Origin of the sequence: Undibacterium sp. SXout20W (genome assembly GCF_049340285.1) — a bacterium.
In the GTDB taxonomy this organism is placed as follows: domain Bacteria; phylum Pseudomonadota; class Gammaproteobacteria; order Burkholderiales; family Burkholderiaceae_D; genus Undibacterium.
In genome coordinates this window covers 16,213-42,150 of sequence record NZ_JBMPPH010000003.1, presented here as the reverse complement: position 1 = coordinate 42,150, position 25,938 = coordinate 16,213, and the positions used below count along the sequence as shown (strand labels likewise).

General features: G+C 44.6%; 23 protein-coding genes. 17 read left to right on the top strand and 6 right to left on the bottom strand.

Translation table 11 applies throughout. From position 1 onward, the window contains the following. Positions 1-172: 172 nt before the first annotated feature. The 3 genes from ACO0K1_RS02775 to ACO0K1_RS02765 all read right to left on the bottom strand — a co-directional run bounded on the left by ACO0K1_RS02775 (position 173) and on the right by ACO0K1_RS02765 (position 2,896). Positions 173-1,333 carry an iron-containing alcohol dehydrogenase gene (locus tag ACO0K1_RS02775; RefSeq protein ID WP_423022457.1) on the bottom strand — a complete coding sequence of 387 codons (1,161 nt, stop codon included), beginning with the start codon at positions 1,331-1,333 and terminating at the stop codon, positions 173-175. An 88-nt stretch (positions 1,334-1,421) separates the two neighbouring features. After that, positions 1,422-2,177, bottom strand: a complete 756-nt coding sequence (locus ACO0K1_RS02770) for an SAM-dependent methyltransferase (protein WP_423022455.1) — start codon at positions 2,175-2,177, stop codon at positions 1,422-1,424. A 104-nt stretch (positions 2,178-2,281) separates the two neighbouring features. After that, complete coding sequence (locus ACO0K1_RS02765; protein ID WP_423022453.1) at positions 2,282-2,896, bottom strand: Maf-like protein; 615 nt, start codon at positions 2,894-2,896, stop codon at positions 2,282-2,284. 137 nt (positions 2,897-3,033) lie between these two features. On the opposite strand from ACO0K1_RS02765, the gene ACO0K1_RS02760 reads away from it, so the two are divergent. The 15 genes from ACO0K1_RS02760 to ACO0K1_RS02690 all read left to right on the top strand — a co-directional run bounded on the left by ACO0K1_RS02760 (position 3,034) and on the right by ACO0K1_RS02690 (position 15,881). Further along, the gene (locus ACO0K1_RS02760; RefSeq protein WP_423022451.1) at positions 3,034-3,558 is read left to right on the top strand and encodes a YceD family protein; all 525 of its coding nucleotides are present in this window, start codon (positions 3,034-3,036) and stop codon (positions 3,556-3,558) included. Positions 3,559-3,682: 124 nt separating this feature from the next. Beyond that, positions 3,683-3,865, top strand: a complete 183-nt coding sequence (rpmF, locus tag ACO0K1_RS02755; protein WP_162018712.1) for a 50S ribosomal protein L32 — start codon at positions 3,683-3,685, stop codon at positions 3,863-3,865. 246 nt (positions 3,866-4,111) lie between these two features. After that, positions 4,112-5,188, top strand: a complete 1,077-nt coding sequence (gene plsX, locus ACO0K1_RS02750; RefSeq protein WP_423022449.1) for a phosphate acyltransferase PlsX — start codon at positions 4,112-4,114, stop codon at positions 5,186-5,188. Then, a complete protein-coding gene (locus tag ACO0K1_RS02745; RefSeq protein WP_423022447.1) occupies positions 5,185-6,171 on the top strand; it encodes a beta-ketoacyl-ACP synthase III in 987 nt (328 codons plus the stop codon). Before plsX ends, ACO0K1_RS02745 begins: the two co-directional genes overlap by 4 nt. Before the next feature lie 32 nt (positions 6,172-6,203). Beyond that, positions 6,204-7,136: an ACP S-malonyltransferase gene (gene fabD / locus ACO0K1_RS02740; RefSeq protein WP_423022445.1), complete on the top strand. Its 933-nt coding sequence runs from the start codon at positions 6,204-6,206 to the stop codon at positions 7,134-7,136. Further along, positions 7,133-7,885: a 3-oxoacyl-ACP reductase FabG gene (fabG, locus tag ACO0K1_RS02735; RefSeq protein WP_423022442.1), complete on the top strand. Its 753-nt coding sequence runs from the start codon at positions 7,133-7,135 to the stop codon at positions 7,883-7,885. Before fabD ends, fabG begins: the two co-directional genes overlap by 4 nt. Positions 7,886-8,034: 149 nt before the next feature. After that, positions 8,035-8,274, top strand: coding sequence for an acyl carrier protein (gene acpP, locus ACO0K1_RS02730; RefSeq protein ID WP_186912138.1), 240 nt, complete (start codon positions 8,035-8,037; stop codon positions 8,272-8,274). Between the two features lie 35 nt (positions 8,275-8,309). After that, the gene (gene fabF / locus ACO0K1_RS02725) at positions 8,310-9,551 is read left to right on the top strand and encodes a beta-ketoacyl-ACP synthase II (protein WP_423022440.1); all 1,242 of its coding nucleotides are present in this window, start codon (positions 8,310-8,312) and stop codon (positions 9,549-9,551) included. Positions 9,552-10,217: 666 nt separating this feature from the next. Continuing rightward, positions 10,218-10,820, top strand: a complete 603-nt coding sequence (gene rpoE, locus ACO0K1_RS02720) for an RNA polymerase sigma factor RpoE (protein WP_423022438.1) — start codon at positions 10,218-10,220, stop codon at positions 10,818-10,820. A 91-nt stretch (positions 10,821-10,911) separates the two neighbouring features. Then, positions 10,912-11,574 carry a sigma-E factor negative regulatory protein gene (locus ACO0K1_RS02715; RefSeq protein ID WP_423022436.1) on the top strand — a complete coding sequence of 221 codons (663 nt, stop codon included), beginning with the start codon at positions 10,912-10,914 and terminating at the stop codon, positions 11,572-11,574. Positions 11,575-11,606: 32 nt separating this feature from the next. Continuing rightward, a complete protein-coding gene (locus ACO0K1_RS02710) occupies positions 11,607-12,593 on the top strand; it encodes a MucB/RseB C-terminal domain-containing protein (protein WP_423022434.1) in 987 nt (328 codons plus the stop codon). A gap of 31 nt (positions 12,594-12,624) precedes the next feature. Then, the gene (locus ACO0K1_RS02705; RefSeq protein ID WP_423022432.1) at positions 12,625-14,103 is read left to right on the top strand and encodes a DegQ family serine endoprotease; all 1,479 of its coding nucleotides are present in this window, start codon (positions 12,625-12,627) and stop codon (positions 14,101-14,103) included. Between the two features lie 59 nt (positions 14,104-14,162). Beyond that, on the top strand, positions 14,163-14,501 hold the full coding sequence (locus ACO0K1_RS02700; RefSeq protein WP_423022430.1) for a glutaredoxin family protein: 339 nt from the start codon (positions 14,163-14,165) through the stop codon (positions 14,499-14,501). Position 14,502: 1 nt separating this feature from the next. Next, on the top strand, positions 14,503-15,099 hold the full coding sequence (gene rnhB, locus ACO0K1_RS02695) for a ribonuclease HII (RefSeq protein ID WP_423022428.1): 597 nt from the start codon (positions 14,503-14,505) through the stop codon (positions 15,097-15,099). Beyond that, a complete protein-coding gene (locus tag ACO0K1_RS02690; protein WP_423022426.1) occupies positions 15,096-15,881 on the top strand; it encodes a TrmH family RNA methyltransferase in 786 nt (261 codons plus the stop codon). Before rnhB ends, ACO0K1_RS02690 begins: the two co-directional genes overlap by 4 nt. A gap of 137 nt (positions 15,882-16,018) precedes the next feature. Here ACO0K1_RS02690 and ppsR read toward each other — a convergent pair whose 3' ends face one another. After that, positions 16,019-16,867, bottom strand: a complete 849-nt coding sequence (gene ppsR / locus ACO0K1_RS02685) for a posphoenolpyruvate synthetase regulatory kinase/phosphorylase PpsR (RefSeq protein ID WP_423022424.1) — start codon at positions 16,865-16,867, stop codon at positions 16,019-16,021. A 332-nt stretch (positions 16,868-17,199) separates the two neighbouring features. Between ppsR and ppsA the strand changes: the two genes are divergently transcribed. Both ppsA and ACO0K1_RS02675 read left to right on the top strand, forming a co-directional pair. Next, complete coding sequence (ppsA, locus tag ACO0K1_RS02680; protein WP_423022422.1) at positions 17,200-19,617, top strand: phosphoenolpyruvate synthase; 2,418 nt, start codon at positions 17,200-17,202, stop codon at positions 19,615-19,617. A 377-nt stretch (positions 19,618-19,994) separates the two neighbouring features. Then, positions 19,995-23,027, top strand: coding sequence for a jacalin-like lectin (locus tag ACO0K1_RS02675; RefSeq protein WP_423022420.1), 3,033 nt, complete (start codon positions 19,995-19,997; stop codon positions 23,025-23,027). Between the two features lie 433 nt (positions 23,028-23,460). Here the strand turns inward: ACO0K1_RS02675 and ACO0K1_RS02670 are convergent, their stop codons facing one another. Both ACO0K1_RS02670 and ACO0K1_RS02665 read right to left on the bottom strand, forming a co-directional pair. Then, on the bottom strand, positions 23,461-24,180 hold the full coding sequence (locus ACO0K1_RS02670; RefSeq protein WP_423022418.1) for a substrate-binding periplasmic protein: 720 nt from the start codon (positions 24,178-24,180) through the stop codon (positions 23,461-23,463). A gap of 524 nt (positions 24,181-24,704) precedes the next feature. Further along, positions 24,705-25,124, bottom strand: coding sequence for a pilin (locus ACO0K1_RS02665; protein ID WP_423022416.1), 420 nt, complete (start codon positions 25,122-25,124; stop codon positions 24,705-24,707). Between the last annotated feature and the right edge of the window lie 814 nt (positions 25,125-25,938).

The following is a 25,938-nucleotide window of genomic DNA, read 5'->3' as shown; positions in this document are numbered from 1 at the left end:
TCCGTCTGCAGATGGTTCCACCGTATATTTGTGCTGGCAATGGCGGGTTGCAAGCAAACTATGTTGACTATCCGGCGGTTTAGCATGCCGGATAGTGTGCATATAGACAGTATTCAAAGAAACAGCATTCAAATAAACAGTATTCAAAGAAACTGGTCGTAACTACGACAACTTACAGACTCAATTCTAATACTTGACGGCTAACATCTAATGTCACATCACGTTTTTCTCCCAGTGCTACCATGCGATGGGTTTCCAACGCTGCTACGATAGGATCAATGTTGCTGGCGTTCAGTGCGTAGTCGCTTAAATGTGTTTTTACACCCATTTGTTCAAAGAAGTCTTGTGTGCGACTGATGGCTGTCTCAATACGTGAATCTTCATCGCCATCGCGCAAATTCCAAATCCGTTCAGCGTATTGCAATAATTTTGCCCTTTTTGATTCTTTACGCACGCGCAGCATGCTTGGCAGTACGATTGCCAAGGTTTGAGCATGGTCTATGCCGTGCAACGCAGTTAATTCATGGCCTATCATATGCGTTGCCCAATCTTGCGGCACGCCAGCTGAAATTAATCCATTGAGCGCCATTGTTGCGCACCACATCAAATTTGCGCGGACATCATAATCTTCAGGATTTTTTAATGCTTTCGGACCTTCTTCGATCAAAGTTTTAAGCAAACCTTCGGCAAAGCGATCTTGAACAGGTGAATTAACTGGATAGGTCATGTATTGCTCCATGACGTGTACAAACGCGTCTACCGCGCCGTTACCAATTTGGCGAACGGGAAGAGTGTAGGTTTTGGTCGGATCCAACACGGAAAATTTAGGGTAGCAATGTGGGCTTGAAAAGGCCATCTTCGCTTTGATTGATTTTCGTGTGACTACGCCACCTGCGTTCATTTCTGATCCGGTGGCAGGTAAAGTAAGAACGCTACCGAAAGGCAGTGCTTTTTTAATATTGGTGCCGCGTTTTTCGAGAATGGCCCACGGATCGTCACCTTCAAACAAAGCCGCGGCGGCGATGAATTTCGTGCCATCAATGACGGAACCGCCACCTACAGCAAGTAAAAAGTCGATCTGACCTTGCTTGATGACTTCGACGGCTTGCATTAAGGTTTCGTAACTTGGGTTTGGTTCGATTCCATTAAATTCCGTGACGCTGCGGCTTCCCAATGCTGCAATCACTTCATCAAAAACGCCGTTTTGCTTAATACTGCCGCCGCCGTAGAGCAATAAAACTTTAGCGTTTTCAGGAATAACCTTATTCAAATCAGCAATGCGGCCTTTACCAAACAAAATGTGAGTGGGATTGTAGAAATCAAAATTCAGCATAGGTATTTCCTCCGAAAAAATACATAGTAGCTGAAATTCAAAAAACAAACCGTTCGTTCTAAATTTTGTGCTTTTATAAATCTCGATCTTAATTTGCGAGAAATAAGAATACGGTGGGTTTCTTATGAAAATCGGGTGATTTGCCATTGCCGACGCGCATTCTCCATTCGGTTGCAGTCAAGGTCTGAATCGATTCGCTTGGCAGGCTTAAATCAGTCGCAACGCAAATCAGGCTACTTGGATTCAGGTGATGAGCAAGTGCCTCAAGCATCGCAGCGTTACGATAGGGTGTTTCAATCAGCAATTGGGTTTGTTTTTCCTTTTTTGAGCGATCTTCAAGTTCCTTGATCCGCTTGGCGCGCAAAGCACTGTCGGTGGGAAGGTAGCCATGAAATGCGAAACTCTGACCATTGAGTCCGCTTCCCATTAAGCCCAATAATAACGAGGAGGGGCCGACAAGAGGGCGCACTGTGACGCCCTTTTGATGCGCAAGACGTACCAGGTTTGCGCCCGGATCGGCTACCGCGGGCACCCCAGCTTCAGAAATTAACCCGACGTCGTGTCCTTGCAATAGCGGTTGTAACAAACCTTCTAATGCCTGATTCGGCGTATTGATATTTAACTCGCTGATATGGATTTCTTGCATGGCGAGTTTGAGAGGGTGATGCTGTCCCAAAAATTTTAAATATGCGCGTGTTGTTTTCGCATTTTCCGCGACAAAATAGCTGAGCTGCGCGGACATCGATTGGACGGTATCAGGAATAATTTTTGCCAATAAACCATCTTGTTGCCCGTCTGAATAGCCGAGGGTATTGGGAATAAGGAAAAGCGTGCCGGTGTTCATATTTTTTTGATTTTTAATTAATACTGGGAGGTGTATATTTTTATACCTTATATTTTCTCATGATAATTTACTGGAAAATCCACATACTCCCTCGTTTTTATAAATTAGCTGAAAAAATTGATGCCTGCATTGCGCAGCATACTCGTGAGCGCAATCAGAGGTAAGCCAGTCAGTGCGGTTGGGTCATTACTTTGAATTGAGGATAAAATAGTAATACCCAAAGCTTCATTCTTTGCACTGCCCGCGCAATCATACGGTTTTTCAATTTTCAGGTAAGCGTCTAATTCAGCATCATTCAATTCGCGAAAGCGAACAATGGTGCTGATATCTTGCACTTGCAAAGGATCTGGCGCTGATTTGCGTGTATCGAGTAGACATAACGCTGTATGGAAAATCACTTCGCGACCACGCATTAGTTGTAATTGCTTTAAGGCGTTTTCGTGGTTGCCTGGTTTGCCTATTTGTAAATTATCTAAGGTGGCGACTTGGTCTGAGCCAATGATGAGGGCTTCGGACGAATCGCCTAGCTGGCTGGCGACAGCTTCCGCTTTCAAACGCGCAAGCCGCAATGCTGTTTCAGTTGGTTTTTCAGATGCTAGCGGCGTTTCGTCGACGTTTGGCACCAGCGTGATGAACGGCAACTGTAATCGACTTAGTAGTTCTCTTCGGTACGCTGAGCTGGATGCTAAAATCAGCTGTGGATTGTCCTTTTTGTGCATTGCTTGCCTGATCATCGTGTTAATTTTGCAGTAAATTGTGTTTTTGACTTGTTTTACTCTAAAAAGTGCGCCTAAGCCTTTGACTAACAAGGGCGAGTGCTGTTATTATCGCAGGTTTTCTGGGTTCAAATAATCCTATGCAAGCTTTTGTGATTGACGCCTTCACGTTTTGTCGACTTGAAGAGCAGCGTTCCGGGAGTATTCCGGTTGCAGATTTTCCTCGTCTTTCCGAGGAAAGCGCCAACACAGAAGGTGTGTTGAATTGGACTTTGTCCGGTGGCAAAGATAAATTAGGTCACGCAGAACTGACTTTAACAGTTGCTGGTAGTGTGAATTTAATGTGTCAGCGTTGCCTTACGCCTTTTGCATTTGAAATTGACTCAGAATCAGTATTGATACTCGCCAAAAACGAAGAAAATGCCGATGAAATAGACGCATTACTTGAAGATGACGAGGTCGATGTTGTAGTAGGTAGCAAAACATTCGATGTCTTAGCTTTGATAGAGGATGAAGCGCTACTCGCAATACCCCAATCGCCCAAACATGCAGTATGCCCAGATGTAACATTGGCTTCAGCAGATTCTACTGCACGGGTTGACGCAGAAGGCAGTGGAAAAGTATCTCCTTTCGCTGTGCTGAAGAAGATAAGTGGGCGTACCTAGTGGCATTATTCTGAAAAAACACTCAGGTCGAAGTATTGTTAGGGATTCTTGGTTGGTGATGTTCGCACTCTTCAGCCAGGTGTGTAAATTTTTAGAAACATTTTTTGAAGTATTAGGAGTTATCATGGCAGTTCAGCAAAATAAAAAATCCCCATCCAAGCGTGGCATGCACCGTTCCCACGATTTCCTGACAGCACCACAGTTAGGTATCGAACCAACAACGGGTGAAACACATCTGCGTCACCACATCAGCCCTAACGGCTTTTACCGTGGTCGTAAAGTATTGAAAACTAAAAACGACGAGTAATTCGTTATTTAGTAAAAAAGCGGCGCTGCGAGTCATAGACTTGGCGCCGCTTTTTTTACGTCCGTAATTTCGCTTAGAAGAGTGTTTATTCGGTTTGATGGTAGGTCTTCGCAGTAATTTTTGCGTGTTTATCATGCCAAAACCTAGTTTTTTTCTTGTTTCATTACTTATTGGCAATGAAAATAACTGAAATACTCCTCTAATTTGGTACACTAGCTGTTTCGTATAGAAGTCTCGTAACACCACATGACAATAAAAATTTCCATAGACTGCATGGGCGGCGACCACGGACCTGCAGTTACCGTGGCGGCGGCGGTTGCCTTCGCGAATCGTGAGCCAGATGTCGAATTTCTATTGGTCGGGCTTGAAAGTAATATTCAGGCTGAGCTCAAAAAAAACCATGCTAGCCAACACCCGCGAATTAAAGTAATTCATGCTTCTGAAGTCGTCGAAATGGATGATCCGATTGAGGTTGCTTTGCGCCGCAAGAAGGATTCTTCGATGCGTGTTGCAGTGACGCAGGTAAAAGATGGTCATGCACAGGCTTGTGTTTCAGCTGGTAATACCGGTGCCCTAATGGCAGTTTCTCGCTACGTATTGAAAACGATGCACGGCGTAGATCGTCCTGCTATTTTCGGTATGCTGCCGAATCAAAAAAATAAGCCAACCTACATGCTCGACCTAGGTGCGAATGTTGATTGTGAACCTGTTCATTTGCATCAGTTTGCGATTATGGGATCGGTATTGGTTTCTGCACTGGAAGGCAGAGAGAAGCCAAGTATCGGCTTATTGAATGTTGGCGAAGAAGACATAAAAGGCAATGACGTAGTCAAAAAAACAGCCCAATTATTGCGTGCGGACCATGAGCGTGGCTTGTTAAATTTTTACGGCAATGTCGAAGGAAATGATATTTTCAAAGGCACAACAGATATTGTTGTTTGCGATGGCTTTGTCGGTAATGTGACCTTGAAAGCTGCTGAGGGAATGGGGCGTTTCGTAAAAACGACGCTCACTGAAGCATTTAAAAGTAATCCGTTCAATATGCTGGGTGCCATTATTGCGCGTGGTGCATTGAAGTCAATTTCTCGTACGATGAACCCATCAAACTATAACGGCGGTAGCTTATTGGGTTTACGTGGCATTGTTTTTAAGAGTCATGGTGGCGCGGATAAATATAGCTATGAATGGGCTATTCAACGCGCATTTGATGCAGCAAAAAATGACGTCTTAAAGCGCATTTCAACATCGATGGCGATCTTAATGCCGGTGGCAGAGGCGGTTGCGCCAAATAATAACGAACAAACAGCACAGAAAATCGCATGACTTTTTTTAGCAAAATTATCGGCACAGGCAGCTATTTGCCCCCCAACAAAGTAAGTAACCAAGACCTCACCGATCAACTGGCAGCAAAAGGCATTGAAACCTCAGACGAGTGGATTGTTTCTCGTAGCGGAATTTCGTTTCGCCATTATGCAGACGACGGTGTTAATTCCAGTGATTTGGCGGTCGCTGCCGCAAAGAATGCATTAGATGCAGCAAATTTGCAGGCCAATGATATCGATATGATCATATTGGCCACCTCTACACCAGACTTTATCGGTGGCTTCCCAAGTACAGCCTGTATTGTTCAGAATAAGCTCTTGATGAAAAATGGCGCTGCTGCCATGGATGTGCAGGCAGTTTGCAGCGGGTTCATGTATGCAATGTCGATTGCTGACAGCATGATTAAGTCAGGTGCGCACAAAAATGTATTGGTTATCGGGGCGGAAGTTTTTTCGCGTATTCTGAACTTCGAAGATCGCACAACTTGCGTTCTGTTTGGCGATGGTGCCGGTGCAGTTGTTATGTCTCGCTCAGAGACGCCAGGCGTGCTGGCCACTAAGTTACACGCAGATGGCAGCTATGCAGATATTTTATGCGTCCCCGGGCAGGTTCAAAATAATGCCATTACAGGAAGTGGCTATTTGCACATGGACGGTCAGGCAGTCTTTAAATTGGCAGTGACAGTGCTTGAAAAAGTGGCCAATGAAGCGCTGGAAATCGCTGGTTTACAAGCAGAAGACATCGATTGGCTGATTCCACATCAAGCCAATATTCGCATTATGCAAAGCACGGCAAAAAAAATGCGCCTGCCGATGGAGAAGCTTGTCGTCACGGTTGATCAGCAGGGTAATACATCGGCGGCGTCGATCCCACTAGCTTTGGATCAGGCGGTTCGTGATGGTCGTGTGCAAGCTGGACATAAAATTTTGTTAGAAGGTGTTGGTGGCGGATTTACCTGGGGTGCCGCCATTGTTCAAATGTAGTAATCAAAATAACCCAAAAGAGACATAAAAACATGACCCAATTTGCATTTGTTTTCCCCGGTCAAGGCTCGCAAGCGATCGGGATGCTTAATGGTTTTGCTGATAACCCTGTTGTGCAGCAAACTGTCGCCGAAGCTTCCGATGCGCTGCAATTCGATCTTGGCAAATTAATTTCCGAGGGGCCAAAGGAAGACCTCGACTTAACTACGAATACCCAACCAGTCATGCTGACCGCTGCAGTTGCAACGTATCGTGCCTGGATTGCGGCTGGTGGATCTACCCCTAAGGTTGTTGCCGGTCATAGTCTTGGAGAATACTCCGCTTTAGTTGCTGCTGGAGTTATTGCCTTTAAAGATGCCGTTCCACTTGTTCGTTTTCGTGCGCAAGCTATGCAGGAAGCAGTGCCAGTCGGGCAGGGCGGTATGGCTGCCATTCTTGGTTTGTCGGATGAAGACGTCGCTACGATTTGTCAAGAGGCTGGCAGTGTTGGTGTGGTTGAGGCGGTGAATTTCAATGCACCGGCACAGGTTGTCATTGCGGGTACCAAGGCGGCTGTAGAGCGTGCTTGTGAGTTGGCGAAAGCGAAGGGTGCAAAACGCGCTTTAGTATTGCCCGTGTCAGCGCCATTCCACTCATCCCTTCTTAAGCCAGCTTCAGATAAATTACGTGAATATTTGGCTGGTGTCGCGTTTTCCGCTCCGGCAATTCCGTTGATTAATAACGTAGACGTGACGATCGCCTTGGATCCTGCCTCCATTAAAGATGCGTTAGTCAGGCAAGCAGCGAGCCCTGTGCGCTGGGTTGAAACCATTCGCGAAATGCAAGCTACTGGCATTACTCACGTCATTGAGTGTGGGCCAGGCAAAGTATTAACAGGCCTAACCAAACGAATTCATGGCGATTTGATTGGGGATGCTGTTTTTGATGCAGCGAGTTTAGAAAAAGTACTGGAAATTTTAAAATGACAAAACCATTAGCAAATCAAGTTGCCCTTGTCACGGGTGCGTCGCGCGGGATCGGTAAGGCCATTGCAGTGGCTTTGGCAAACGCCGGTGCTAAAGTTATCGGAACAGCAACGACGGAATCCGGTGCTGAAGCTATCTCCGCCTACCTTGCGGAATTGGGGGCGGATGCCGGTAAAGGTGTCGCCTTTAATGTTAACGACGTTGAGCGTTGCAGCAGCTTGGTGGATGAGATTCAAAAAGAATTTGGCTCTTTGTCCATTCTTGTCAATAATGCTGGGATTACCCAGGATCAGTTGGCGATGCGAATGAAGGAAGATGACTGGGATAATGTTATTTCGACCAATTTGAATTCGGTTGCTCGCTTATCCCGCGCGGTGCTGCGGGGAATGATGAAAGCAAAGAACGGGCGTATCATTAATATTACGTCAGTTGTAGGATCCTCAGGTAATCCAGGGCAAATGAACTACGCTGCTGCAAAGGCTGGTGTGGCAGGGATGAGTCGTGCCTTGGCGCGTGAGATTGGTAGCCGTAATATTACGGTCAACTGTATTGCTCCAGGCTTTATAGATACCGATATGACCAAAGCATTAACCGATGAGCAAAAGGCTGCTATTTTGGGGCAAATTCCAATGGCTAAGCTGGGACGCCCCGAAGATATTGCTGCTGCGACGGTATTTTTAGCCTCACCTGATGCTGGATATATTACGGGTACAACCCTCCATGTAAATGGCGGGATGTATTTAGCTTAATTTTTTTGTTGTTAATTAACTGCAATTTCACCGAAATTAGCCGGAGTTATTGCTGAAAATTTAGTGCTTGCTATTTTTAGCCACAAACCTGCTAAAATGCGCGCACTTTCTGTAGGCCCTTATTTTTTGATTTTTCACTGGAGATACAAATGTCCGATATCGAACAACGCGTTAAGAAAATTGTTGCTGAACAACTGGGTGTTGCTGAAGCAGACATCAAAATTGAATCCTCTTTCGTTGATGACTTAGGTGCAGATTCTTTAGATACAGTTGAATTGGTCATGGCTCTCGAAGACGAATTCGAAATGGAAATCCCTGATGATCAAGCTGAAAAAATTACAACTGTGCAACAAGCGATCGACTACGCTACTGCACACGTTAAGGCATAATTCAGTTACCTCGTTTTCAAATCCAGGAGAAACGCTTGAGTAGTTCGCTTAAACGTCGTGTTGTCGTAACCGGATTGGGTTGCGTTTCGCCAGTTGGCAACACAGTTGCCACTGCATGGGAAGCAATTAAGACCGGGCAATCTGGTATTGCTACGATCACCAAATTTGATGCAACTCCTTTTTCCACGCATTTTGCTGGAGAAGTGAAGGGCTTTAATGTCGAGGAATATATCCCGGCAAAAGAAGCACGTAACATGGATACCTTCATCCACTACGGTATCGCTGCCGGGGTGCAGGCGTTTCAGGATAGCGGTTTAACCGTTACCGAAGAAAATTCCGAACGCATCGGCGTCATCGTGGGTTCTGGAATTGGTGGGTTGCCGCTGATTGAGGCGACGAAAGAAACACTGATCGAGCGTGGTCCGCGCCGGATTAGTCCTTTCTTTGTGCCAGCCTCGATCATCAATATGATTTCTGGTCATTTGTCGATTAAATTTGGACTGAAAGGTCCAAATTTGGCCATCGTAACGGCTTGTACGACCGGGCTTCATTGCCTTGGTTCAGCTGCTCGGATGATTGAGTATGGTGACGCTGATGTGATGATTGCTGGCGGAGCGGAATCGACAATTTCTCCGTTGGGTTTAGGTGGTTTTGCTTCTGCGCGCGCTTTATCTTCACGCAACGACGATCCTGCGACTGCTTCTCGACCATGGGACAAAGATCGCGATGGTTTTGTCTTGGGCGAAGGCGCTGGTGTTATGGTTCTTGAAGAATATGAACATGCTAAAGCACGTGGCGCAAAAATTTACGCTGAAGTGATTGGTTTTGGTATGAGTGGTGATGCCTATCATATTACATCGCCAAGCATGGATGGGCCACGTCGTTCCATGGTGAATGCGTTGAAAAATGCCGGTATTAATGCGGATCAGATTAATTATCTGAATGCGCACGGTACCTCGACGCCACTTGGGGATAAAAATGAAACTGATGCCATCAAAGCTGCTTTTGGTGATTACGCATACAAGTTGACTGTGAATTCCACTAAATCTATGACTGGGCATTTGCTCGGTGGTGCAGGTGGTTTGGAATCACTGTTTACAGTCTTGGCTGTGTATAATCAAGTTTCACCACCAACAATCAACATTTTCAATCAAGATCCAGAATGTGATTTGGACTATTGTGCAAACACAGCGCGGGATATGAAGATTGATTTTGCAATGAAGAATTCGTTTGGTTTCGGCGGAACGAATGGCACGCTCATTTTTGCTAAGGTATAAGTAGTTCAGAATACTTTAGGCAAAAAAAGGCACTTCGTTTCTTTAGAATCGAAGTGCCTTTTTTTTAATTCTTTGATGATCGCATTTTCTGTTGCATTAAAACGCTCACACGTTCTCTTCGTCGCCACTTGTCTCATGGCCATCATGGCATCGTATTCGGTGGGACTTTTCCTGAGTACAGTGAGTGTTAATTCGCTTAGTAGATGGCTCACTTGGGGTCTTTGCCTGACTTTTCTTATTAGCACGCTATCTTACTCAATAATGCAGTGGCGAGATTTTTTACCTAAGTCTTTAGAAATTACCGTCAACGGTGACATTGTGTTACGCCAGGTTTGCCCACAAGTCGATAAGGTATATAGTGAAATATTGGCGCTTGATCACCGATCAATCGTTTGGCCGGGTCTTATGGTGTTACATTTTATTCGCGATGATCAAACCTCTTTTGCGATGGTGCTAATGGGTGATAGTACTGATCGAATCAGTTTTCAACGATTGCGGGTCGCGGCGATATGGCTACGACAGCATCGACAAAGTGAAGCTGATAATAAAATTCCTCAAAGCAGGAACTTAAATTAAATTCCCAACTCTATATTGATATTGATGGGTACTTTGAATGCGGCATAAATTTTTATACAATAGTTTTTTGTCAAAAAACAGGATGATTGAGTGACGACAGAGCGCGAGATAGATCAAATTTTGGTCGAACGCGTGCAGCGTGGTGATAAAAAGGCATTCGAGCTCTTGGTTTCCAAATATCAAAGGAAGCTAATGAGGCTCGTGTCGAGGCTCGTCTATGATCATGCTGAAGCTGAAGACGTCGTTCAGGAAGCATTCATCAAAGCGTATCGTGCATTACCCAATTTTCGTGGTGAGGCTGCTTTTTATACGTGGCTTTATCGAATCGGTATTAATACGGCAAAAAATTATCTCGTGACGCAAGGTCGTAGAGCGCCAACATCGACGGATAACGACGTTGAAGAAGCTGAGGGATTTTCTGATGCTGATGGCCTCAGGGATATAAATACCCCCGAATCCCTATTGGCTAGCAAACAAATTGCGGCAACTGTCAACGCGGCTGTGTCTTCCCTGCCGGAAGAGCTGCGCAACGCTATTACGCTACGAGAGATTGAAGGCTTGAGCTATGACGAGATTGCTGAAGTTATGCTGTGTCCGATTGGAACTGTTCGCAGTAGAATTTTTAGGGCGAGGGAAGCCATCGCTGAACGGTTAAGGCCGATTTTAGGGACTTCCGCAGACCATCGCTGGTAACAACTATTAAACTATTAAACTATTAAATTATTAACTCAAAGAATATTGAACAGAAATTGCAGTGCAAATGGCAAATAAAATGATGAGCGACATGTCAAAAAACGAAAACATATCAGCAATGCTAGACGGCGAAATGAGTGATGCCGAACTGAATTTGGTATTCAAACAACTTCGATCCGATCAGGATGCCGATGCGTGGGACACGTATCATTTGATCGGAGATGTATTGCGTTCCGATGACCTGGCAACGCCAATGAGTCCTGATTTTTTACAGCGATTTGCGAAAGAATTTGATGCTGAGCCCGTTATTTTAATGCCTTCAGCCCATATTAAGTCTACGTCTGAACCTTCTATGTCACGTGGTGCTCGCCAATATTTACGCTCCTATTTAGCGGTTGCAAGTGCTACTGCGGCTGCAGTTTTTGCCTTTGTTTTTGCACCACAGCTTTCTCATTTTGGACAAAATAATTTTTCGACACAAATAAGCCAAGGTGCGAGTTCAAATTCGAAAGTGCAATTGGTTTCCGCTTCATCAAGTTCAGAGTCTAGCATGGTCGCGGTTGCAGATGATAAGTCCATGTCAAACGCTAATGTCGCTTCTCGAACAGCCGATGACGATGCTTCTGTTGATATGGTGCGTGATCCTCGAATTGATAGCTATTTAATCGCACATCAACGATTCTCGCCTGCGATCAGCAATGCAGCTCAGTATGTAACTCCGGCAAACTCTGGTTCGACCGCTTCGGAGAAATAGAAATTATGCGGCGTAATCGTTTTCAATTCTCAATGCTGTTCATCGGCCTTGGTTTTTTAGCCAATGCTACGTCGGCAGCTACGCCCAATAATGTGGATGAGAAGTTGGAAGTACAAGGCCTGATTCGCATGATTCAGTCATCGCCACAAAAGTTAAATTACTCCGGTATTTTCGTGTACCAACAAGCGAATCAGATTAGAACCTCTAAGATCACGCACCATGTTGATAGCAGCGGTGAGTTGGAAAAGCTAGAAATTTTAGACGGAAATTCGCGTGAATACATTCGAAGAAATGATGAGGTTTCTTGCTATCTACCTGATAGTAAAACAATTCAGGTAGAGAAGAATGTTACGCAAGAAGTTTTTCCGGCTTTGCTCGCGCAAAACGCACCGCAACTGCCTGAGTTTTACACTTTTAAAAAGGGTGAGTTGAGTCGGGTAGCAGGGCTTGAATGTCAAACTTACATATTGGCCCCAAAAGATGGGAGCAGATACGGATATCGTCTGTGTACAGAAAAACAATCAGGATTATTGCTGAGAGCACAAACTATTAACAGTCACGATGACGTTATTGAGCAAATTGCTTTTACTCAACTTAAATTAGGTGATGTTGATAAAAGTAAGTTGAAACCAAGTTTTCAAAATTTATCGCAGTGGCGTGTTGAAAATCAGACGATTCAATCCAATATCGTTTCAGGTTGGATTGTGAAATCGCTGCCTGCAGGATTTATGAAGACTAAGGAGATGAAACGCGTTATTGCAGCGCCACCATCTGCAAGTCCCAATAAAAAACCTGCTTCTTCGCATCAGGTAACTCAGATGATATTCTCTGATGGGATGGCAGCTATTTCTGTGTTCATTGAACCAGATATGGAACATCGGACAGAAGGAAGTTTGCAGCAAGGTGCTATGACCATCATGACAAAACGCCAAGGGGAATATTGGTTGACGGTCGTTGGTGAGGTGCCGGTAAATGCGATTCGACAAGTTATGAACTCAATTGAGTTTAAATCCAAGTAATTATATTCAGGTAATAAAAGTGAGTAAGACCATGAAAACAATAGAATATTTTCCAAGTAAAAAAATATTAAGCAGTTTGATTGTTGGCGTTTTTGTCGCCATTACTACTTCAAGTGCGGTCAGTGCGACGCCGGTTCCGCAGGCTGCACCGATTGTGACAGGTTTGCCCGATTTTACTGATTTGGTTGAAAAAGTGGGGCCCGCCGTCGTAAATATCCGTACCACAGAAAAGCTACAGCAGTCACAAGGTGAAATGAGTGCTGAAGATCAACAAATGCAGGAATTTTTCCAGCGATTTTTTGGTATGCCGATGCCAAAACAAGCTCCCGGGCCTAAGGGGCGTAGATCAGCACCGCAGCAGCAAGAAGAAGAGATTCCGCGCGGCGTTGGATCGGGTTTTATTATTTCCCAAGATGGTTTCGTATTAACGAACGCTCACGTAGTGGATGGTGCTACGGAGATATACGTTAAATTGACGGATAAGCGTGAGTTTAAGGCAAAGGTGATCGGCATCGATAAGCGTACTGATGTCGCATTAATTAAAATTGAAGGCGCCAAGTTACCAAAGGCAACGATCGGCGATTCAGATAAAATCCGCGCAGGTGAATGGGTGATTGCCATTGGTTCTCCATTTGAATTAGAAAATACTGTTACGGCGGGGATTATTTCTGCCAAAGCCCGTGATACCGGGGATTATTTACCACTAATTCAGACTGACGTTGCTGTTAATCCGGGTAATTCTGGTGGGCCGCTGATAAATATGCGTGGTGAAGTGATCGGTATAAATTCACAAATCTATAGCCGTTCTGGTGGATATATGGGCATCTCGTTTGCCGTACCTATCGATGAGGCAATGCGAGTTGCAGATCAATTGAAATCGGCCGGCAAGGTTACACGTGGCCGCATAGGTGTGCAAATTGGTGAAGTCTCAAAAGAAGTTGCAGAGTCTATTGGGTTATCCAAAGCAGAAGGTGCCGCAGTCGTGCGCATTGAACCAGGCTCTCCTGCAGAAAAAGCCGGAATCCTTGATGGCGACGTCATTTTGAAATTTAATGGTCAGAGCGTAAGCAAGTCTAGTGATCTGCCTCGCATCGTCGGATCATTTAAACCTGGATCGAAAGCCGTAGTGACAATCTGGCGTAAAGGTGCTCTGCGTGAGTTGCCAATTACGGTCGCCGAAATGGAAGCAGATAAAACCACTCAAAAGGCTGACAAGAAAAGCAAAAAAGAGCAGGCTAATGTGTTGGGGATTTTTGCTACTGATCTGACAGATGCACAGAAAAAAGACTTGCCTGCCGGGGGTGTGGTTATTGAGTCCGTTGAGGGCTCAGCCGCTGCTGTCGGCTTAATTCCAGGCGACGTAATTCTTACCCTCAATAACGTTGATGTTAAAGATGTGAAGCAATTTAACGCTATGGTGGCAAAACTAGATGGAAAAAAGGCGGTTGCATTACTGGTCAGGCGTGGTCAGCTTTCGCAGTTTATTTTGGTGAAACCGCAGCCACAATAGCCTGCACAGCACCAAATAGGAATGTAGCTTCAGGAAGTTGCGCCACCGAGTTAGTTCGCGTGGCGCAGTTTTTTATTGTACTTTTGATTTTGTCCGACGCTCTTCCAGGACTTATAATGAAGTCCTTTACGTTTGCGGCGGTGCTTATGATTGTTCTTACCCTCTATTCCAGAAGTTACTGCCACCTTTGTGACGACATGCTGGAACAATTGCAATCGTTTACCCCGGACTTTCAATTTACTGTGAAGGTTGTCGATGTTGATGCGGACGCCGAATTACTGAATCTATATGATGAATTAGTGCCAGTTCTCGTTGGCAAAAAGCCCGATCGCCAGGAGCAGCGAATTTGTCATTATTTTTTAGATACAAATGCCTTGAAGGCATTTTTTCAAAGCTGATATGCAAGAGAGTTTGAATTTGTTTGATTATGAAGGCGAAATTATTTGTGGCGTCGATGAAGCAGGACGCGGGCCATTAGCGGGGCCAGTCATGGCTGCCGCAGTGATTCTTGATCCACAACGTCCAATCCCTGGTTTACGCGATTCGAAAAAATTAACTGAGGCTAAGCGCGACGCGCTGGCAATTGAAATCAAGCAATACGCGTTGGCATGGGCTGTTGCAGAGTGTTCTGAGCAAGAAATTGACGATTTGAATATTTTACAAGCGACGATGCTGGCAATGCGACGTGCTGTTGAAGCACTTACTGTGACACCAACTTTGGCGCTGATTGATGGAAACCGATGTCCAGTTATGGCAATACGCTCGGAAGCCATTGTCAAAGGTGATGATAAGGTCGCTGCTATTTCAGCCGCCTCAATTTTGGCGAAAACGGCGCGTGATAAAGTCTTATATGAATTGCATGAACAATACCCACAATACGCACTGGATCAACATAAAGGTTATCCAACCGCGCTGCATCTCGAACGACTACGTGAACATGGTATCGCACCGTTTCATCGTAAGTCATACGCGCCTGTAAAGGCCTTGTTGAAATGAAATCAATTACTTCACGCGATAATTCCCAATACAAAGAACTTAAGTTAATCGCGACTAATTCACAAGCCCGCCGTAAAGCAGGTCAAACTTTGCTGGATGGCGTGCATTTATGTGAAGCCTATTTTCAACATAGAGGGGCGCCAGAACTTTGTATCGTTTCAGAATTTGCTGCTGATGATCATGAGGTTCAAGCCTTACTAGTGCAATGCGAAAAGCAAGGTGTCCGTTGTATCTGCTTGCCTGAGCCTCTGTATAAAGGTATTCGTCAGGTTGAAAATGGCGTCGGCATTATGTTTTTGATTTCTACGCCGACACTCGAATTCTCTCAGGATATCGATGCGACATCGGTTGTCTTAGATAATCTGCAAGATCCTGGAAATCTTGGTTCAATTTTGCGAAGTGCCGCTGCAGCAGGAGTAAAAAATGTTTTTTGCAGCCCGGGAACGGTACTTGCGTGGTCACCCAAGGTTATGCGTGCTGGGATGGGGGCGCATTTTTTACTCAATATTTATGAAAACGTGGAACTTGCTCCTTTGCTTCAGGCCGCCAAAATACCGGTTCTTGCAACGAGTTCGCACACGAGCAAAACGATATATCAAGCAGATCTGAATCGTGCCGTTATATGGTTGTTCGGCCACGAAGGGCAGGGTGTTTCTAAAGATTTAATGGCAATGGCCACCCATACGTTAACCATTCCTCAGCAAGCATCTATTGAGTCTTTAAACGTCGCTGCAAGTGCGGCCATTTGTTTTTTTGAGCAGGTGCGGCAACAGTTAAAGTAAAAAATACAATAATTTAATTTCTCACAAAAAAATAGAGCAACAGTTAGCCCGTTGCTCTATTTTTTATTGGTCTTGTAAAGAAATAAATTAAGATATTTCGTAGATATGAAGCTACCTCAAAAAATTCTAAATAAATATCAATAAACCTTAATATCTGCCTTTATTTCTTGCAAAATTGTCGTCGAAATTTCTTCGATCGACTTGGCTGTTGACGATAACCAACGTATTCCCTCGCGCTTCATCATTGCCTCGGCTTCATTTACTTCATAACGGCAATTTTCAATTGATGCATATTTACTTCCCGGGCGGCGTTCATTGCGGATTTCAGAAAGCCGTTCAGGTGCTATGCTCAGTCCAAACATCTTGTTTTTAAACTCGGGTAACACAGAAGGTAACTTGCCACGCTCAAAATCGTCCGGAATCAACGGATAATTCGCCGCTTTGATTCCATATTGCATCGCAAGATAGAGGCTAGTCGGCGTTTTCCCCGAACGAGACACGCCGACCAAGATGACATCTGCCGTTGATAGATTTTTATTCGATTGGCCATCATCATGTGCCAGAGAGAAATTGATCGCTTCAATCCTATTTTTATATTCTTCAGAGTCGGCAATATTATGGCTACGACCTATCGTATGCGTTGATTTGACACCCAATTCTTGTTCCAGTGGAGAAACAAAAGTTTGAATCAAATCCATATGCAATCCTTTGGATTTGAATACAACGGTGGCGAGATCTGTTTTTACGAGCGTCGAAAACACAATAGGGCGGGCGCCGTCTTGCGTAAAAGCATCATTAATGCGACGAACGGCGTCATGCGCTTTGTCTAAATTGTCAATGAAAGGCAGGCGAATTTGCCTAAACTTTAAATCAAATTGCGTTAAAACTGAGTGTCCGAAAGTTTCGGCTGTAATTCCGGTCCCGTCTGAAACAAAAAAAACAGTGCGATTGGCTTTGGGTAGCGCTGATGAAAGTGAGTCTGGCATAGTGTTTTATTTGTTTATTGAGAAGAAATAGGGGTGCAAATCATTGAGCAATATACGAATTAGTAACGAATTTCATAAAAATGGCCTATCGCTCATAGAAGTAATTAATTGTTAATAGGTGAGAGCCGTTCAGTTGAAAAATTTTCGTATATCGATCAAATAAAAAAGAAGTGAAATTCTTTTCACGCATAGATAAATTTTGCATGACACAATGTAAAATGCTGCAATAGCGTATTACACGTCATCCACCTCAAGAATAACAAAAAAATAGCGTTTGACGAAGCAGTTAGCAGTGACTTGTACAGATTTCTTACCATCAAAAAGAGGTTGTTATGTCCAACGCAGCAAATATTGACGCAACTTACGTTGCTTCATTTGAGCATCTACGAATGACGGATGTTGAATCCGTCGGCGGGAAAAATGCATCATTAGGCGAAATGATCAGTCAGCTCGCCACAGCGGGAGTTCGTGTACCGGGTGGTTTTGCCACCACTGCGCAAGCATTTCGTGATTTTTTATCGTATAGCGAAAATGGCGGTCTGCCGTTAGCGCAACGCATTGCCGATCGTCTGGCAAATTTGAATATTGACGATGTCAAAGAATTGGCGAAAGCGGGTGCTGAAATCCGTCAATGGATTATCGACACACCTTTCCAGCCACGTTTGCAGAAGGAAATCGAAGAATTCTACAACAAGCTGGTGGCTGATTCGACGGCAGAAATGTCGTTTGCGGTGCGCTCCTCAGCAACAGCAGAAGATTTGCCGGATGCTTCATTTGCTGGACAGCAAGAAACTTTCTTAAATGTCGTCGGCATTGACAATGTCTTAGAGGCAATGAAGCACGTGTTTGCTTCCTTGTACAACGACCGCGCTATTTCCTATCGCGTGCACAAGGGCTTTACACACGCTGAAGTTGCTTTGTCCGCAGGTGTCCAACGTATGGTTCGTTCTGACTTGGGTGCTGCTGGTGTAATGTTCACCATTGACACAGAATCAGGCTTTAAAGATGTAGTGTTTATCACTTCAAGCTATGGTCTGGGCGAGACAGTGGTGCAGGGCGCTGTTAATCCTGACGAATTTTATGTTCACAAACCAATGTTGGAACTCGGCAAATTACCGGTGATTCGTCGCAATATTGGCTCTAAGCTGATCAAAATGGAATTTACGGGCGAAGCCAAGGCAGGCCGCTCGGTGAAGACGGTGGATGTTCCAGTTGAACTACGTAATCGCTATTCTTTAACCGATACCGAAGTTGTCGAATTAGCCAAATATGCGGTCATTATTGAAAAACATTATGGCCGTCCAATGGATATCGAGTGGGGCAAAGATGGCCGTGACGGCAAGCTTTACATCCTACAAGCGCGTCCTGAGACAGTTAAATCACAGCAAAAATCTACTGATGCGCAGCAACGTTTCAAACTCAAAGGTAGCGGCACGGTGTTAGCGTCTGGCCGCGCTATTGGTCAAAAAATCGGTGCGGGGCGTGTGCGCGTAATTCACGATCCTTCAGAAATGGAGCGTGTGCAACCTGGTGATGTGTTAGTTGCGGATATGACTGATCCTAATTGGGAACCCGTCATGAAACGCGCCGCAGCGATCGTTACTAACCGCGGCGGTCGTACATGCCATGCAGCGATCATTGCACGTGAATTGGGCGTGCCAGCCGTTGTGGGCTGCGGCGACGCAACTGACGTACTGAAAGACGGCACATTGGTGACGGTGTCTTGTGCGGAAGGTGACGAAGGTAAGATTTACGACGGCTTGTTAGAAACCGAAGTCACTGAAGAGTTGCGCGGTGAATTGCCTAAATTGCCATTAAAAATCATGCTGAATGTTGGTAACCCACAATTAGCGTTTGATTTCCAATCAGTTCCGAATCAAGGTGTAGGCTTAGCGCGTCTGGAATTTATTATCAACAACAATATTGGCGTTCATCCAAAAGCGATTTTGGAATACCCAAATATTGATCCGGATCTGAAGAAAGCGGTTGAATCCGTTGCTCGCGGACATGCTTCGCCACGCGCTTTCTATGTGGATAAATTAGCAGAAGGCATCGCCACGATTGCAGCAGCATTCTGGCCGAAAAAAGTGATTGTTCGTTTGTCGGACTTTAAATCGAATGAATACAAAAAACTCATCGGTGGTTCGCGTTACGAGCCGGATGAAGAAAACCCAATGCTGGGCTTCCGTGGCGCTGCTCGTTACCTTGCAGCGGACTTTGCTGAATCATTCGAAATGGAATGCCAGGCAATGAAACGTGTTCGTAACGATATGGGTTTGACCAACGTAGAAATTATGGTGCCTTTCGTTCGCACACTCGGTCAAGCTGAAAAAGTTGTCAATCTACTCGCTAAAAATGGTTTGAAGCGTGGTGAAAACGGCTTACGCCTGATTATGATGTGTGAAGTGCCTTCTAATGCCATTTTGGCTGAAGACTTCTTACAATTCTTTGATGGCTTCTCTATTGGTTCAAACGACTTAACACAATTGACGCTCGGCTTGGATCGTGATTCCGGCATGGAGTTACTCGCAGCTGATTTCGATGAACGTGATCCTGCTGTACGTGCGTTGTTGTCAAAGGTCATTGCAGCTTGTATCAAGTTGGACAAATATGTAGGTATTTGCGGCCAAGGTCCTTCAGATCATCCAGATTTTGCCGAATGGCTAATGAAGGAGGGCATCGAGTCAATCTCATTGAATCCAGATTCAGTGGTTGATACCTGGCAAAAATTGGCTGCTGTTGGTAAATAATTATTTGATAATGCCCTAGATGTCATTTCAACTTAGTAGAGAATGACAACCGGTTTGAAAAACGAGACTGCTTTGGAAGTGGTCTCGTTTTTTTCGTCTGATCAACACATATCGACAACTATTCGATAAACAAAATTGAAGTAAATTCGCTTCAATGACGACAAAGAAATAGCCATTCAAGCATGAATAATTCGTTTGTAATTAAGCTGCTACATTCGCCAGAATGCATGCTATGAAATGTTAAAGCTTGTGTCAGGTGCTTAATTTTTAACCATTGACATGTAGAATCCGACCTGAAAATTTATATTCATTTGCTGTCAGAAAATACAGCGCACCTACTGCGCCTACTTTTCAGACGCATTTTTAGGCTGATTAAGATGAGAAAAAATCAATCGCGGTATGGTGGCATTGAGAATCATGCAGCACATTTTATTGCTATTTGCTGTCTGTTATTCTTAACTGCGTGCGGCGGATCAGATAAAAATAGCTCGGTTCTTGCTCCGATTGCCGTTGACCAATCAACAATCTCCACGACACCTGAAAGCATTTCGCTTGCGAATGTTGCTTCTGCAAAAAAAGCGACAGTAACGGCAAAAGCGGCGGTTTCAGGAGCAACAGTTTCATCAATTATTTCTACCAATACCTTCGCGGACGTACTTAAAGCCGGAGAAACGATTCGTAGTGTGACCATTTGCGCCGGTTGGTACGTGGACAGTTTGCAGTTCGCGACCAATTTACGCACGCTGCCTGTTCATGGCGCCCCCGGGGCTGGTAACTGCCACGTCGTTTCCATTCAGGCTGGTGACAACATCAGTGGAATTTTCGGTAATGCCGGTAGCATCGTCGATAGCGTAGGTGTTATTACGACTAATGGTAATCGTTATGGTCCATTTGGCGGAAAGCAATTTTCAGCGACGGCTGTACCTAGCCCAGGCTCCGCGCCTTACTTAATTCAGGTGAACTCGACCGAGGCATTGCAAGGGTTCTACGGACGTGCCGTAACAGATACAAGCCTCGTGGCGACACCTTTGCTAGGGGTAATTGGTATTATCAATGCGGATCAAGGCGGCGGAGGTGGCACATTTGTGGATAAATTAAATCCCGGTGAAACCGTTTCTCAAGTCAATATCTGTGTAAATACCAGTTTTGTAGAGTCGGTACAAATGGTATCCAACTCACGCACATTCACGCAGCGTGGCGGTGCAAATGGTTGCACGACTTTGAAGTCATTTAATTTGGTCAATGGCGAACAAATTGTGCGCATGTTTGGTACCGTAGGTGTCGCAAACCAACCCGGTCATTATGTTAAGACGATAGGTTTTATTACTGACCACGGAAATACCTATGGACCCTATGGTAATACGGCCAACTTCAACACAAGCACTTGCAACCAACAGAATTCCGTCTGTACTGGATTTGAAGAAACACTGCGACGTGGAAATACCTTCAGAGGTTTGTTTGGGGGATCAGGTTGGTATCTGGATAACATTCACTTAGTCGATACGATGGCCGGAGGCGAGGGTGGAACTCAAAATACGGCGACGTTCAATGACCAGGCGGTTAGTGGTGCGACAGTGCTGGGATTCCAAGTTTGTACTGGCTCTGTTGCATCTGATAATTTAAGTTTTTGGGGTGGCATCACTCTTGTAACTGGTGTGAGAACTATTACAAGTCTGGATTCAATTCCTATGCACGGAAGCGGTCAGGGCACCTGCACATATTCTGCGCTTAATCCTGGTGAATACGTTACGCGTATTTTTGGCACGGCATATTGGGCAATGGATCAATTAGGATTCATTACCAATACCGGGCGCCAATTAGGGCCATGGGGGAACACAGCCGCATCACCAAATTTTGTCATTGATAACCCCAATATCAATGCGTTTTATGGTTTCTCAGGCTTGCAAAGTTCTACTGTTATTAATCAGATCGATTTTTCGACGAATAATGCGCTAGTAACACCAATTGTTCGCCCCGCGCCGACGAGCACAGCCACAACAGATGGATGGTGGGATAGCCTGCAAGATTGGTACATCATCCCTGTGCACACCATTGTCCTGAGCGATGGACGCGTACTCAGCTATGGGACAGATGGTTCAGGAACTCAAAGCGGCCGCTGGAACTATGACATTTGGAATCCAGTCAATGGTAACTCCTTAGTTTCTAGCCATCAGTTTTTACCTAATACGACAACGACAGATCTGTTTTGTGGTGCGCAATCACTATTGCCTGGCAGTGGCAAAGTATTACTCTCTGGAGGTGATAATCGCTATGCGGGTGTGGTTAATAGCGGCGTCAGGGATGTGAATATTTTTGATCCGCTGAGCAATCAATTGACAAAGCAAACCGCAATGGCATCGGCACGTTGGTATAACACTCAGGTGACATTGCCTGATGGCAGAGTTCTAAGTTCTGCTGGCGAAGATCAGAATAAAAATGCGGTAAATACCACAGAGGTATTTGCCCCTGCAACTGGTCAATGGAAAACATTAACCGGCATCAACGGCGATAATTTAATCGGTCGTTATTATCCAAGAATGTTTGTACTGCCAGATGGCTCACTTTTAACTTTTTCTACATCAGGAACGAACGCAATTTATCAGGTTCAAGTTAGCGGCAACGGTGGTAACGGAGCGTACATTGATACCGGTGCGCGCTTACCTGTTGCTTCAAATTGGACGTTTCCAGCTGCAATGTACCAGCCAGGAAAAATTATAGTAGCGATGTACGACGGTTCGGTTGCCTTGATTGATGCTACGTCCAAACCTATAAAAGTATCGTTGACCTCACCGCTAAGCCAAGTTCGTTCTTGGGGTAATTTCACGTTATTACCAACCGGTGAAGTATTGGCGACGGGCGGTAGCGCAGTGTCGAATACTTTGACTGGTGTGGCATATAGCGCAGAAATCTGGAATCCGCAGACCGGGAAATGGCGTTTGGCAGCGAAAGAAGATATGCCGCGCTTGTATCACAATAACGCCATTTTGTTGCAAGATGGACGTGTTATATCAGCGGGAGGCGGCGCGCCCGGGCCGATGGTGAATACGAATGCGCAAGCCTATTCACCTTACTATTTGTTCCAAAAAAATGGCAATGGAAGCTTGGCAACTCGTCCGGTTATTTCGTTACAAGCGGTCAAAAATGCCGTTGCGTGGGGTAGTACATTTAATGTATCCACGACATCGGCGCAACCGATTCAACGCGTAACTCTGGTTCGTAACAGTGCCAGCACGCACTCATGGAATGTCGATCAACGGTTTGTTGAATTGACGTTCAGTAACAAGAATGGCTCGCTCTCTGTGAATATGCCAGCAAACGCCAATATCGCGCCACCAGGCTTCTATTGGTTATTCGTCCTCGATAGTAATGGCGTACCTTCAGTGGCACAGAGCGTTCGTCTTGGACTGTAAAATCAACGATTGATTTAGTTCGATCAACGTTGCCCGATCGTTGATGTTTTCTAGTCTTAGTCTTAGAATGTCTAAAACGCCTGCAGTTTGCAGGCGTTTTAGTTACTGGGAGTAACTGAGCGTCAGTTGTTAATTCCTTTCGTGTTAAACGCGAAAATCAACTGAATTTTGAAGTGATCTTAGAGGTTTTGTTTGCGCCAATTTTTTCGAGTTTGTTGCGATCAGTGGTTGCTATCTTTTGATTCAAAACACCTGAACAATAAAATTGAGAGTCTTTGAGCTTTGGATTCTTATTCTGTTATTTAACATAATATAAATTATGCGAACTTATCCATTGTATCGGCTTGGCACTTCAAACCTTTCCGCTACGCCGGATTCAGAAACTTAAAGGTTTCGCACCTTCAGGCATTTTTGCTGCGGGCACCCATTTTTTTTACAACCTCTCAACAGTGCCGTCTTTCTTCATATCGTCAAATGCTTTTTGCCATGCGTCTACCGTTCTTTTGTCGCTTTCTTTTGAAAAAGCAATATACATTTGAACCTGGCAGAATTCCATCAAAACCTCATAGTCGTCGACCTTTTCTGCAAGCTCAGTCAGCTCATATTGGTAACTCAAGTTGGAGCTTACAAAGACCGGGATACGATTTACTGCGACTTTTTTGATATTTGAAACATAGTCCGTAGCAGCGTCTAAGTTGGTAAATCCCTTACTCTTCAAGTATTTACTCCAAGCGAAATCTCTGACAACACCTATATATGGAAGCTTTTTGGCTTCGTCTAGGCTGCTAATTTTTAAATGTGAACTCTTCTTGGCCACAAAAATCCAATCATTCTCAATAATCGGTCCAACCCATTGAAAAAGAGGATCTCTTTCTTGCGTTCTCGACATTGCAAATACAACCACCCCGGGCTTATTCAGTATTGTAAAAAATGCTCTGGCCCAAGGATATATTCTTATGACGTCTTGATTCTTAACGCGTTTTTGAATCTCCAAAACGATTTCAACACCATAACCTGTTGGTCGTTTGTCCGGCCCAGTCAAACTAAATGGTGGATTTTCTTCAGTCAATATTTGCAATTCTTGCGCACAGATAAGAGAGCCGACAGTCTCCATGATCAAAAAAATCAAGAGTACGCTTAAACTCTTTTTCATGATACCTCCAGGCAGTGGATACGTTCGCCAATTTTCGGAAACTAATCAAGACCAGATGAAGCGGATAAATTGCATATTAAAGATAAGAGTTGAACTAACGTCAAATAGGCAGGTATTTGACGTTTTTAGTCAAATACTTAAGCAATTTTAGATGAGGACAGGGACAATTTGCACTTGTGGTAAGCGAGCACGCCGTATGTCCGGGTGTGAGCCCATGCAAAATATTGATTGAGGTGTAATCGTGACCATTGGTCACTTTAAGTATTGCCATATTGGGTTCTATTTGCAACTATAAATTCGGTTGCAGAACGCACATCAGATATGCAGTAGAAATATCACGATGCTAACCGATGGATCACATCGAGCAACTCGCATAAAAATGATCCTGCGAAAAAAATTGTGGTACATCTCTCCTCCTCTATGACCTTTCGTCGCCAGATTCTAGTGCATGGCGACAAAAGGTCATAGAGGACGAGAGAGAATACACCTTATCAATGAAGGCTGAATAATTGAATCGAAATTGATTATTTGCAGCTGGCTGGCAAATAATTTTTAGCCAGCGTGCCAGTGCATGTCCAATTGAGTTGTCCGATGCCAGCAGAGGACGCACTCAATACGATGGTACCTGCACTCATTGCTGGTTCTGCTGTTGATGCAGTTGCGGTAATTGTGCCGCTTGAGGCTCCCCCAGTATACGCTACGCTAGCAACGTATTTCGTTGTCTGTGATGCGATATTGAGGGTCGCTGGGAATGCGTTATTCACGGCGAAGTACTCGGAAACAGAATGTTTTGGCGCCGATGCGGCCAAGATCACTTCCGACACTTTTGCGCGGACTGTATAGTCCTTATACGCAGGTAATGCAACAGCCGCTAAAATACCGATGATTGCTACAACGATCATCAATTCAATTAACGTAAAACCTTTTTGAATATTTACTCTCATCGGATCGACTCCACCTATGTAAGACACTTCAGACACTTCAGACACTTTTAAATTATTTTTTTGCAGGTAATGACAAAATTTGGTAACTTTGCAGTGCCCGTTTCATTCAAGCATAACACTACTAACAATAAGTTCAAAACTATACAATAAGTTACATGCTAAAGTGCAACTTATTGTGAACTAATATCATTTACTTGTTTTTTGTCAATTGCCGCATCAACGAGATGAGTTGTTGCGCGCCCTGCTTACACAATCTCTTCAATAATCTTCCCCGGTCACCTCGCGTGCGTTTTGTTCGCACCTTAGAGTTTGTGTCGCTCCAATCAGTAACAGGGTCTTCCGGTTGCATAGGGTTACTCGAATGACGTCCCGCCTTCGGTGGTTTTTCTCAGTTCTTTCTTCATACGTGCACAGCCCCTACTTGCTGGCACCGTCAAAGGCCAAAATAGTTGCTGGTCTTTGGTAGAACCACAAAGCTTCTTATATTCTCGCTTTATAAAAAAACATATTACACACTTAATTTCTTTTGCACTATTGCATAATAGTTTATTGAGTATCTGTGCCAGGATTTGAATTCAGCTAACGCTGAGAACGCATCTTAAATCAAATTCAATCAAATTCAATCAATTACCATTTTGGTGCTGTAGTGGAATTATATGTGCAAGGATATAGATATTAATATCGCTATGAGTTGGCATCACGGTCAGAAGACAGTATTAGCGTTAGCTAAAAGCACAAGTTGCGACGCACTTACACTTGCTTGGCGCGTGTGAAGAGTGAGCTTTAATCAATATTTGAAGGAGTTTCTAAGTCC